Source organism: Desulforhopalus sp., assembly GCA_030247675.1.
GTDB lineage: Bacteria > Desulfobacterota > Desulfobulbia > Desulfobulbales > Desulfocapsaceae > Desulforhopalus_A.
This window is the reverse complement of record JAOTRX010000002.1, coordinates 868,566-880,634: the sequence shown is the minus strand read 5'-3', so window position 1 is coordinate 880,634 and position 12,069 is coordinate 868,566. Positions and strand designations below refer to the sequence as shown.

General features: G+C 54.8%; 10 protein-coding genes and 1 tRNA gene. 8 read left to right on the top strand and 3 right to left on the bottom strand.

All coding sequences use genetic code 11. The annotated features are described in order from the left end of the window. The first annotated feature begins 67 nt into the window (after positions 1–67). Positions 68–154 (top strand) — tRNA-Leu (locus OEL83_03860). A gap of 18 nt (positions 155–172) precedes the next feature. Beyond that, positions 173–403 carry a hypothetical protein gene (locus OEL83_03855; GenBank protein ID MDK9706165.1) on the top strand — a complete coding sequence of 77 codons (231 nt, stop codon included), beginning with the start codon at positions 173–175 and terminating at the stop codon, positions 401–403. On the opposite strand, the gene OEL83_03850 is transcribed toward OEL83_03855, so the two are convergent. Beyond that, complete coding sequence (locus tag OEL83_03850) at positions 395–913, bottom strand: universal stress protein (GenBank protein ID MDK9706164.1); 519 nt, start codon at positions 911–913, stop codon at positions 395–397. The two genes, OEL83_03855 and OEL83_03850, sit on opposite strands and share 9 nt — an antisense overlap. Before the next feature lie 526 nt (positions 914–1,439). Between OEL83_03850 and OEL83_03845 the strand changes: the two genes are divergently transcribed. The 6 genes from OEL83_03845 (at position 1,440) to OEL83_03820 (ending at position 10,186) form a co-directional block, all read left to right on the top strand. Beyond that, positions 1,440–2,024, top strand: coding sequence for a TetR/AcrR family transcriptional regulator (locus OEL83_03845; protein ID MDK9706163.1), 585 nt, complete (start codon positions 1,440–1,442; stop codon positions 2,022–2,024). Positions 2,025–2,125: 101 nt separating this feature from the next. Next, a complete protein-coding gene (locus OEL83_03840; GenBank protein MDK9706162.1) occupies positions 2,126–3,451 on the top strand; it encodes an MFS transporter in 1,326 nt (441 codons plus the stop codon). A 436-nt stretch (positions 3,452–3,887) separates the two neighbouring features. After that, entirely contained in the window at positions 3,888–6,566 is a 2,679-nt protein-coding gene (locus OEL83_03835; GenBank protein ID MDK9706161.1) for a molybdopterin-dependent oxidoreductase, read from the top strand. Positions 6,567–6,569: 3 nt separating this feature from the next. After that, a complete protein-coding gene (locus tag OEL83_03830; protein MDK9706160.1) occupies positions 6,570–6,926 on the top strand; it encodes a TusE/DsrC/DsvC family sulfur relay protein in 357 nt (118 codons plus the stop codon). A gap of 10 nt (positions 6,927–6,936) precedes the next feature. Next, positions 6,937–8,076, top strand: coding sequence for an aminotransferase class V-fold PLP-dependent enzyme (locus OEL83_03825; GenBank protein ID MDK9706159.1), 1,140 nt, complete (start codon positions 6,937–6,939; stop codon positions 8,074–8,076). A 235-nt stretch (positions 8,077–8,311) separates the two neighbouring features. Next, the gene (locus OEL83_03820) at positions 8,312–10,186 is read left to right on the top strand and encodes a GNAT family N-acetyltransferase (protein ID MDK9706158.1); all 1,875 of its coding nucleotides are present in this window, start codon (positions 8,312–8,314) and stop codon (positions 10,184–10,186) included. Positions 10,187–10,291: 105 nt separating this feature from the next. Here OEL83_03820 and OEL83_03815 read toward each other — a convergent pair whose 3' ends face one another. Both OEL83_03815 and OEL83_03810 read right to left on the bottom strand, forming a co-directional pair. After that, the gene (locus OEL83_03815; protein MDK9706157.1) at positions 10,292–11,125 is read right to left on the bottom strand and encodes a hypothetical protein; all 834 of its coding nucleotides are present in this window, start codon (positions 11,123–11,125) and stop codon (positions 10,292–10,294) included. Further along, positions 11,122–12,021, bottom strand: a complete 900-nt coding sequence (locus OEL83_03810) for a DUF488 domain-containing protein (protein ID MDK9706156.1) — start codon at positions 12,019–12,021, stop codon at positions 11,122–11,124. Before OEL83_03810 ends, OEL83_03815 begins: the two co-directional genes overlap by 4 nt. Positions 12,022–12,069 lie beyond the last annotated feature (48 nt).

The following is a 12,069-nucleotide window of genomic DNA, read 5'->3' as shown; positions in this document are numbered from 1 at the left end:
GGATTAAAGGCTTATCGCCTTTTCCCCTTGACGGAAAACCACCAAGTAAGGTATAAACGATCCCTACGCCGGAGTGGTGAAACTGGTAGACGCACTGGACTCAAAATCCAGCGGGGGCAACCCCATGTCGGTTCGATTCCGACCTCCGGCACCATTAAATGATTAAGCCCGAATGTCAGCCAAATTTGACATTCGGGCTTTTTTTATGCCGCGCACCGGCCGAACGCGGAAGGTCGTCGGCAAGGCCCTGTTTGTTAAGGCCAGAAAGAACTTGAATCCCCGCGATTTCCTCCACAATTCCCAGAAAATCCGGTGGGATTCACTGAGCCCGGCCCCTTCCGACGATATCGCCAAAGAGACTCGACCCGGCAATTCCGGCCGGCGGGATCCAGCTTTAGCCTAGGCTTGCCGGTACGACGAGGACCGGAACTTTCGCTTTCTTCAGTACTGATTTTATGGTGCCGCCGACCGAGGAGCCGGACAGCAATCCCTCATTAGCCCCCATGATGATAAGGTCGCACTTATGCTCGGCCGCCTGGCCGAGAATGGCATCGACGACATCGCCTTCTTTCACCACTATTTCGCTCGGCGGGATGATGAAGTCCTGATCGTCATCTTCATTGTTCCTGGTAAATTCACTGAGGGCGGTTCGCGCCATTTGCTTGGGCGAAACCTTGCCAACCAGGGCATGCTTGGCTTCTTCCTTATTGTTTCTCAAGACTTGATGCCACTTGTCATGGCCGAAAAGCCCAATCATGTGGCTCTCATAATTGCTGGGGGATTTCTCCATGACGTGGAGCAAAATAATCTTTGCATCACACTGATTCGCCAGCATATGCGCATGTTTGAATGCAACGCGGCTGGCCGTGGAGAGATTTGACGTAAACAGAATCGTCTTGTATGCAGTCGTCATAACACACTAATCCTTACTAAAGAGTTGAGCAGAAGAGATGCATTGTGTGGTGTCGCTGGTTCTATTGCTACCCAGATTCAAGCACCACCCTCCATTTTCACTTTTCCCGGCAAGGTTCGTTATCCTCTCTCCCCCTCTCTTGAGTGAAAAGCAATCTCTTGACGGAACCTTCCAGAAATATAGCCGAATACTTCAAAAAACAACAGAAATACCTGCGGAAAGATTGGCGGTATGAGGATGCGAAAGCAAGGTTCTTCCTCCTCCCGCCCTTTCCCGGCCGCCCCGCTTGCCGCCAACTGGACCTATCCGGCGGCCTCGCCGGAGAAGCTGTCAGACCTCCTTTTGTGAGCCTTCGATTGCGACTTTCCCGGGGCAAAGAGAAAGACCTTGCCGGTAGCCTCATGTCGCGGTACTCTTGACGACGATCCTGGTGGTTGCATGCAAAACGGCGGACAGTACGGCCGTTTTTTTACCATGAAAAAACAGACCGACCGGTCTCCCTTTTGCCGAAAATGGAGGTCCATCCATGAATCTCAAGGACAAGCTTCTCTGCGAGGCCCTGCGGCAATTCTCCGTAAAAGGCTATGCCGCCACCTCGACCTCGTCGATAATCGAGGGCGTGGGCGCCTCGAAGGGCGGGCTGTACAACCACTTCCACAACAAGGAAGAGCTGTTCCTTGAGGCCTTGAGCCTTGCCCGCAAACTGTGGCGCGAGCGCAACCTTGCGGGCCTTGCGGAAATAGAGCGGCCAATCGACAGGATACTTGCTCTGCTTGCTAACTATCGCGACCGATACCTCAGCGACAGCGACAATCTTCCCGGCGGCTGCGTCTTCGTCAATCTTGCCGTTGAACTAAGCGACGAACATCCGCATCTCGGCCGGGAGGTCAGCCAGGGGTTCGGCAAATTGCGGACAATGATCGAGGATCTTTTTGCCCTGGAACGGCAGCAGGGAACCCTGGCGGCCTCCGCCGATCCGGCAGCGGCGGCGGAGATCGTCTGTGCCGGCATCCTCGGCGCCTGCGTCGTCTACAGCTCCGATAAATCCCGCCCGGCCCTTGACCGGACCATTAACGCCCTCATGCAATATGTCGAGGGACTGAAGGCCTAACCACCTGGCGGTCACAGGCCGCCAGGCACTACTCCGTCGCCCCGGGGACACCGGTCGGTCTCCGGCTCCGGCAAGGAATAAACCTGAACATGGATAACAGTATGAGCGCACAGAGTTCTCAGCAGCAAATAGCGGCAAACGGCAGATATTCCCTGGTCAAATGGTCGATTTTCGGCGTTTTGATCCTTTCCTACATCCTCGTCTATTTTCACCGTATGGCCCCGGGCGTCGTCGCGGAAAACCTGATGGCCGCCTTTCAGACCACCGGATCGAAACTCGGCACCTTATCGGCCCTCTACTTCATTGTTTACGCCTGCATGCAGATCCCCTCGGGAATCATCGCCGACACCCTCGGCACCAGGATCTCGGTGATCGGCGGCAACCTCATCGCCGGCCTCGGTTCGATCTGCTTCGGCCTGGCCGACACTTTCGCTATGGCCTGCCTCGGGCGTTTCCTCGTCGGTCTCGGGGTGTCGGTGATTTTCGTCAGCATCATGAAGAGCAATTCCCTGTGGTTTGCCGAAAGGGTCTTCGGCTTTATGAGCGGCCTGACCCTGTTGATCGGCAACCTCGGATCGGTGCTGGCCGCCCGCCCCCTGGCGGCGCTCCTCGCCTTTTTCTCCTGGCGTGCCGTGTTCATCGCCATCGGTGTCCTGTCTCTGGCCCTGGCCTGTCTTGCCGTGATCATTGTCAGGAACAAACCCCAGGACCTCGGCTTTGCCGCCCCCAACCCGTACGGCGCACCATCGCCCGGAAAACCGCGGCAGCAGTGGTGGCGAAGTCTTCTGTCGGTCGTCGCCACCCTGCGCATCTGGCCGGGATTCTGGGTGCAGTTCGGCATGATCGGCGGGCTGTATTCCTTTATGGGGCTGTGGGGCATTCCCTTCTTGCGCGACGTCTTTGCTGTGGAACGGTCGTTTGCCGCCGATCATATCACGGTGATGCTGCTGGCCTTCGCCTTTGGCGCGATGTTCTTCGGCTGGTTTTCCGATCGCATCGGCAAACGCAAACCGCTGCTGCTTTTCTGCGTCTTTCTCTATCTGGCGGTGTGGCTGGTGCTCCTCTTTTTGCCATGGACGCCGGGGATATCGGGCATGCTGCTCTTTGCCGCCATGGGCCTGGCCGGCTCCGGTTTCGTCCTGACCTTTGCCGCCGCCAAGGAACTCATCGATCCCAACCTTTCCGGCATGGCGGTGAGCGTCGTCAACACCGGCTGCTTCATTGGCACCGCCCTGATGCAACCGCTGTTCGGCTTTCTCGCCGATTATGCCTGGGACGGCAAGATGGTCAACGGCATCCGCGTCTATGCCGCCGCCGATTATCGCCATGGCTTTTATCTTATGGTATGCTTTGCCGTCATTGCCCTGATCGCCGCCCTCCTCCTTAAGGAGACCAACTGTCGTAATATCTCGCAAGATGAGGTTTGAGATGCGAGGAAGGTATTCGATGATCCATGCACGAATCAGCAGCACCGCCTATCTCATTGCAATATAAAGAAATACTCTATCACCATCATGATCCGTGAATGGATCTTTGCAACTCATCGAAGTTAAATACAAAAGAGATCCTTGATCCGAATCGGGATCAAGGATCTGTTCGAACTTGGCATAAAAGGCAAAGAACAGACAAGAACGGAGGGAAACGGAGAGCGCCGCGCGGCATGGAAATTGCGTTGTATTCGGGTGCGCCCCACCACTGGGAAGAGGAGTTTTTGAACCTTGAATCCCCTTGCACATTTGAGGTGCGGTGCTATCGTCTATTTGCTTGTTTTGTCGTGAGGTTTCGGCTTCCGTTTCGCAGTATCTTGCAAAGGAGCGTCCTCCTTGATCTCCTCAACCACCTTTACCTTTGAAAGGAACCATCATGAAAAGAGTGCAACTCCGGGTCAACGGCGTCCGCCACGAGTGGATCGTCGAGCCGAAAGCGGTTCTCCTTGACCTGCTCCGCAACGATCTGCGGCTGACCGGTGCCAAACAGTCCTGCGACCGAAAGGGCCAATGCGGCGCCTGCATGGTCATTGTCGACAAAAAGGCGGTGCGCGCCTGTCTCGCCCGGGTCGCCGATCTCGACGGCGCGGAGATAATTACCGTTGAGGGACTGGGAACACCGGAGAACCCCCATTTCATCCAGGAGGCCTTCGTTCTGACAGGCGCCGTGCAGTGCGGCTTCTGCACCCCGGGGATGATCATGGCGAGCAAGGCCCTGCTCGACGTCACCCTCAACCCGACCAACGACGAGATCGTCCAGGCCCTGCGCGGCAACCTTTGCCGCTGTACCGGCTATACCAAGATCATTGAAGCGGTGCAGCTTGCCGGCCGCTTCCTCCGGGGCGAAATCCACCCGGACGGTATCCGGCCAAAACCCGACCAGGGCGGCCTCGGTATCGCCCATCCACGGCCTTCGGCGATGGCCAAGGCCTGCGGTACCGCCCATTTCACCGCCGACTTCCGGATGGAAGGGGCGCTGGAACTGGCGGTGCTGCGCAGCCATCTGCCCCATGCCAGGATTGTCGCCATTGACGCCTCGGCGGCCTTGACCATGCCGGGGGTTGAGGGCGTCATGACGGCGGACGATATTAAAGGCACCAATATCCTCAAATACCTGGTGGCGGATCGACCGGTGCTGTGCAAGGACAAAGTCCGCTATATCGGCGATCCCATTCTGGCGGTAGCGGCAGCGACCAAGAAACAGGCCGAGGCGGCGCTCGCCGCGATCAAGGTGGAACTCTCCCCCCTGCCAGTCATGGATAGCCCGGCAACAGCCCTTGGCAATTCGGCGGTGCCGGTCCACGACGATCTGCCGAATCTCTGCTTTGATCAGCCGCAGCTTAAAGGCGATGCCGCTGTGGCCCTGAACGACGCCGCGGCGGTGGTGAGCGCCCGCTTCACCACCCAGATCAATCACCAGGCACCCCTTGAGCCGGAGGCGACCATCGCCTATTTCGAAGAGGAGGAAAAAGGAGAAGATGGTGCGGATGAGCCTGCAAAGCTGGTGATCATCGGCCGGAGCATCAATATCCACTACCATCTGTCGATGCTCCAGGCAGCTCTCGGCTGGGAAAACATGAAGTATATCGAGGCCTATTCCGGCGGCCAGTTCGGCATCAAGATCGATGTCATCTCCGAGGGTATCGCTGGCGCTGCAGCCATCCATTTCCAGAGGCCGATCCGCTATATTCCGAGCCTTGCCGAAAGCATGCTGATGACCTCCAAGCGCCATTCCTTTGCCATGGAGGTCAAACTCGGAGTCGATGCCAACGACAAACTGAGCGTCTACTGCAACGACTTCGTGGTCGATAAGGGCGCCTACTACTCCATCGGCCACGTGGTGGTCAACCGGGCCCTGCTCATGCTCTCCGGTTCTTACAATATTCCCAATGTCGAGGCCCGCGGCCGCCTGGTGTATACCAACAATCCCTGGGGCAGCGCCGCTCGTGGCGCCGGTCCACCACAGATCAATTTCGCCCTGGAATGCGCCATGGACATGCTCGCCGACAAGATCGGCGTAGACCCCTTCGACTTCCGCCTCCACAACTCCCTGCGGCCCGGCCAGGCCAAATCCACCGGCCGGGTAGTCGGTGAGTGGCCCTTCCCCGAACTGATGGAGGCAATGCGCCCCCATTACCAAAGGGCCGTTGGTGAGGCCAAGGCATCTCAGCAGGGAAGGATCAGGCGCGGTGTCGGCCTTGCCGCCGGGGCCTTTGGTATCGGCGGGCCGGGCGATGTGTCGGTGGCCTCGGTGGAACTGGGCGACGACGGCACGATCAGCATCTACGCCGCAGCAGCCGACCCCGGCGAAGGCAACGATTCGATGCTTTGCCAGCTCACCGCCGAGTTCATGGGCGTGTCCCTTGAAAAGATCCGCCTCTTTACCCGCGATACCGACAATACCGCGGCCAGCGGCCCGGCGGCGGGGAGCAGGATCACCTATATGATCGGCGGCGCCCTGATCGACGCCTTGACCCAGCTGAAGGCGGCGATGGCCGAGGCCGGCTGCGCCACCGGCCGCGAACTTGAGGCCGCCGGCAAACCACGGCGGTACCTTGGGCGGAAAAAGAACGAGGACGCCGGACCCCTTGATCCAAAGACCGGCCAGGGACCATCCTTTGAATCCCAGGTTCATGCGGTACAACTGGCGGAGCTGGAGGTGGATACCGAAACCGGCAAGGTGAAGGTACTGAAGATGACCACCGCCGTCGATGCCGGGCCGGTGATCAATCCTTTGAATCTCACCGGCCAGCTCGAAGGCGGCATGGATATGGGCGTCGGCTTTGCCCTGCGCGAGGAATATGTTGCCGGTAAGACGAAGGACTGGGTAAGCTTCAAGTTCCCGACCATCCGCGAGCACTTTGCCATGGAGACCATTATCCGCGAGACCAAGAGGCCAAAAGGACCACTGGGGGTCACCGGTGTCGGTGAGATGTGCATGGTGCCAACCGCCCCGGCGGTGATCAATGCCATCCACAATGCCGTTGGCGTGTGGATCTGCAACCTGCCGGCCACCCCGGACAAGGTCAAGGCGGCGCTTGCCAAGGAGAACTAGCTGGTGTCGGCTCCCTCATCGCCTGAGAAGACCGGTTTAAGCCCCGTTGTCCGCACCATTGGGCAACGGGAAGTGGTCTTTGATAACGAGGGTTTTTTGTACGATTTCAGGGACTGGGACGAGGATCTATACCATTTTCTGGCGGCGGAGTGCGGCCTTGGTGAAACAAGCGAACGGCACCTGCGGGTAATCCGCTTCCTCCGCGAGTTCTACGCCAGCCATGGCCGTGCGCCGCTCAACAATCAATTAAGAAAGGGTACCGATATGACCCTCCTGGAGATCGAAGCCCTGTTCCCCGGCGGCATCAAAAACGGTGCGCGGCGCCTGGCTGGACTGCCCAATCCCCAAACCTGCAGTTAAGAGGAAAGCGATGATCTACCTCGACAATGCCGCCACCTCCTGCCCCAAACCGGCCGATTGTCTGCACCGGGCCCTTGATCGCTACCTGGAGCTGGGCGTCTCGCCCGGTCGCGGCGGCTATGACCGGGCACTGGAGGCGGCGGATATTGTTACAGAAGTGCGCAAAAAAATCGGTCGCTTTTTCCGGGCCGGAGTTGACAGCCAGGTCTGTTTTGCCGGGAACGCCACCGATGCCCTTAATATCATGATCCAGGGTCTTGTCAAATCCGGGGACCATGTCGTCGCTACCCGCCTGGAGCACAATTCGGTGCTTCGCCCCCTGCGGCATCTGGAGCGACAGGGTATCATCTCCTGCGATCTGGTGGGATTTAGCGAGGACGGCTTCATCGATCCCGCCCGCCTTGCCGCAAGCCTCCGCCCCACCACCCGCCTGGTGGTCATGACCCATGCCTCGAATGTCCTGGGTACGGTCCAGCCGGTGGCCGAGATCGGCGCCCTGTGCAGAAGCCGCGGGATTCCGCTGATCATCGATGTCGCCCAGAGCGCCGGCTGCATCCCCATCGCCATGGCGGATTGGAATGTGCAGGGTCTGGCCTTCACCGGCCACAAGTCCCTTCTCGGGCCAAGTGGTATCGGCGGCCTGGTTCTTGCCCCCGGCCTCGACCCCCTGCCCACCCGCTACGGCGGCACCGGCGTCGATTCCGTCAATCCCTTCCAACCTCTCACCTACCCCCACCGCCTCGAGGCAGGCACCCTCAATCTTCTCGGCATTCTCGGTCTTGATGAAAGTCTGACCCTGGTCGAGGGCCACATGGCGGAAAACTTTATAAGAGAGATGCAACTCACCGAGAAACTGCGCGACGGCCTGAGCAAAATCGCCAGGATCAAGCTCTATGCCGCTCGGAATCTCAAGCAAAACCACCTGCCGATCCTCTCCTGCGCTGTCGATGGCATGGCGAGCAGCGACGCCGGGGCGATCCTCGACGGCGACTACGGCATCGCCGTGCGCACCGGCCTGCAATGCGCGCCACTTGTCCATGAAGACCTCGGCAGCGGGGAGGCAGGCGCTATCCGCTTCAGCCTCGGACCGAGTACCAGCGAGGCGGATATCGATGCCGCCATCGCGGCAATGACGGCGATCGCCGCCTGAAAGACTCCTTCCCTCCGATATTCGCCCCCATTGCCATCAATGCCATTGCAATATTGCCTGGCATTTTTGCAATGGCGTTGATAGTAATACGCCATGGAGAGCATTAACCAGTGGCGGCAAACCGCCAACCTGCTCTCCATCAGCGAAATGTCGCGACCGCTGGGGGGGCCGGACTGGTATCTGCTGGGCGGGTTGTTACTATTCTCCCCCAAATCTCCTCCAAAATAGGTGAACTATGGACCTGCACGATCTCTGCCCCCAGAAGCTGGTAACCGCCGAAGAAGCTGTTGGAAAAATCAAGACAGGCAGCAGGGTCTTTATCGGCACAGGATGCGGCGAACCGCAGGCCCTCATTCATGCAATGGTGGCTGCCGAGAGTCTTTACGATATCCTGATCTATCAGATGCTGTCTTTCACCCTCGCCGAATATGTCGAGGATGACAACTTCCTCAGCCGCTTTTCCCTGAAGCTGTTCTTCATCAGCCGGGCGATGCGCAAGGCCGCCTTTGAAGGGAAGATCGACTATATCCCCGCCTATCTCTCGCAGATACCAAGGATGTTCCATTCCAAGGAGATCGGCCTGGACGTCGCCCTGGTTCAGGTCAGTCCGCCCGACAAGCATGGCTACTGCAGCCTGGGCGTTTCCGTCGACATAACCCGCGCAGGCATGAGCAATGCTGCCCTGGTTATCGCCCAGGTCAATCCCAATATGGTAAAAACCAGCGGCGACAGCAATGTGCATATCAATGAGATTGACTATCTGGTCGTCCACGAAGAACCGCTCCTTGAATACCCGTCCAATCCGAGCCACGATGATCGCGTCACCGAACGCATAGGCTATTATGTGTCGCAGATGATCGATGACGGTGCCACCTTGCAGGTCGGATTCGGCTCTCTACCCGGGCGGATTTTGCAGTCGTTGGCAGGCAAGAAGGATCTCGGGGTGCACACCCAGGTCATCACCGACGGCTTCCTGCCGCTGCTGAAGAATGGGGTCATTACCTGCAAGAAGAAAAATCACCTTCCGGGCCGGGTTGTCGGTTCCTTGTGTATGGGCAGCAGGGAGCTCTACGAGTATGTGGACGACAACCCGCTCTTCTATTTCCGGTCGTCGGAATATGTCAACGACCCGAACGTCATCGCCAGGAACGACAAGCTCATTTCCATCAGCTCCGCCCTCGAGGCGGACCTTACCGGTCAGGTCTGTTCCGACTCGGTGGGCCACCTCTTCTACAGCGGCATTGGTGATCAGGTCGACTTTTTGCGGGGCAGCGCCATGTCCAAGGGCGGCTTTTCCATCATCGCCCTGCCGTCTACCGCCCAGAATGGCCGGATCTCCAGGATCGTCCCTTTTCTTAATGAAGGCGCCGGGGTGGCCACCACCCGCGGCGATGTCAATTATGTGGTCACCGAGTATGGCGTGGCGGCGCTTAAAGGCAAGAGCATCTATCAGCGGGTCATGGAGATGGCGCAGATCGCCCACCCGAAATTCCGGGAGGAGCTGATCGACCAGGCGAAAAAGCGCCACTATATCTTTTCCGACCAGATACCGCCCCGCCGTGAGGACCTGATCTTCCTGGAAGACTATAAAAATACCCACAAGCTGCGAAACGGCAAAAGCATAGAAATCCGGCCAATCATGCCGTCCGATGAGTTCAGCTCCCGCAATTTTTTCTATTCGCTGCAGGAAACGACCATTTACCACCGCTTCTTCTATAAAAGGAAGATCTTTGGACATCGCGATGTCCAGAGCGAACTGGCAAGTGTCGACTACCACCAGAACATGACCCTGATCGGCCTGGTGATGCGGGGAGGCCACAAGGAGATTATGGCCGTCGCCTCATACGCCCAGGAGGTTGATGCGACTCTCGCCGAGGTGGCCTTTCTGGTCAGGGAGGATTTTCAGGGCCTAGGAGTCGCCTCGCTCATGCTGGGTCAGTTGGAGATGGTGGCGAGGGAAAATGGCTTTAAAGGCTTTACCGCCATTGTATTGAAAGAGAACCAGGCCATGCTGCATGTGTTCAAGAGAAAATATCCTGATTGCAAGTTCAAATTCATCGGCCCGGAGGTAGCTGTAACCATGAAGTTTGAAGCTAAACAAGAGAGCTGAGGAGGGGGGGGAATTGGGGCAGAGTCAAAACAGAGTGGAAGTTTAATTTTACCCTGATTCCAATTATGAGATAAAGTATATTTTAAAATGATGTTCATCTGTTCGTCAAAACAACCTCAATTGTCTTTCAAGGGTTGGATAATAAACACCGATGATAACAAAGGGGTTGGGAGCTTTTTTATTGTGGCGTTCCAATGTAGTACCTAACACAAGGGAGATTTCACGTTTCCCACTCAGAACGAAATCGTCCCAGTACTTTTGTTTTACTTTTTCAAGCGCTATTTGCTCATCATTATCGTTATCTTTCAAACAATGCCAATACAAAGCACCAATCTCCCAGTCTTCAATCATTAATTTGCTCTTTTTCCCACAACAATCTTCAAACTCATAAGAAAATTTATATGGAAGTTTTCTAACAATTTCAAGCTCGCGAGCTACTGTCTCTTCGTCCTTGAATAAGTGTAATTGTTTTTTTTGCTTTTCCAAATCTGCAAGTTTTCCTATATCCCACTCTCTTTCAATTAGTTCGGTCGCAAATCTCAAAAAGCGGTTTGGTCGGAACATTGCCAATGACAGTTCATTTTTATGTGCTTTTTCAATTAGTATTGCTAAGTTTTCATGTACCTCAACCCTTTTGAAAAAAGCCTCACGCCTTGCCCTCCAAAATTTATCAGTCGATAGCGGTTTCCCAATTGGATTCAAGGAGTTTTCTATGATTTTGTAGCTTTCGGGACGTCTGTCACTTAGGGATTTTTCTATTTTCGCCTCAACCCATTGGTATTTACTATATTTCTGATCTTCATAAAGCTGACGAAATCTAACAGGGTAAAGACGCCGCCATTCTCCACCTTCTGTTATACCAGCAGTACACACAAGTTCTGCGTATTTTCTTGATAATGTTGGGTAGGTTTTAACGGTGATCAGAATCTTTTCTGTCATAAATGGCACACTGTAATTCTGCTATGAATGGCAAGAAAATCACTTATACAGTGGCGATGGCAATTTTGTGATTCTCTCTCAAAACAAGTAAGAGCAATTCGCTTATGCTTTTTGAATTCTCCGATGATTCTAGTCAATTCATTTTGGCGTTCCGGTAGATTTTTTTTGTAATTGTCAAAAAGAATATTAACATCATTACTGTTAGTTAGACCTTTACGAATTTTCGACTCAATCCCAAGACCAGGTAGATGAAGGTATTCAATACCAAATTTTGGCAACAAAGCAGCTAAATTCCGTTTAGAAAAACCGTATTTACGGCTCAATGGGTTCTGCCTTACATCGCAGAGGAGTTTAATGTCTTTACGAATTAATCTATTGATATATTCCTCAATATGCAGACCTTCGTAGCCAATTGTGTAAATTGATTTCTGATTTGGGTCGGAAATCACTACTCCTGCCTGATTCACAAATGCTAGTTCTTTCTTATCAAGAAGCTGTCCTTTTATTTCACTGTTAATGGCATAATATGGGTACTTGCGGTAAACCTCTCGGACAAGTTCTTGACCCCTTTTAGTTTTTTGTTTCAACCAATCCTTAATCACTGTACGCTCGGAATTATTTTTCACCCAAGGCAACGATGCTATTGAGTTGCGCAATCTCAGTTCTTTTTTGTTCTGCTCCAGCCAGCCACGCTTTTGCAATAAATCCAAATCATCAGCAGCAACAAAAGAATAACAACCGAAACGATATGGTACGAAAGCATAATAATTTACGCCTGTTTCCTGTAAGTACAAAAATAGTAGTTTCTGAAGATCCACTTTATTAAGCGTACCGCCAGCGTATTCAAGTAGAAATAAAAGTAATTTTTGGCGGTTATATGTGGGTGGATTGATCATTAAATGCTTACCATGTAAAAAATTCAATTGAGTTGCCAGCTTTCTTTA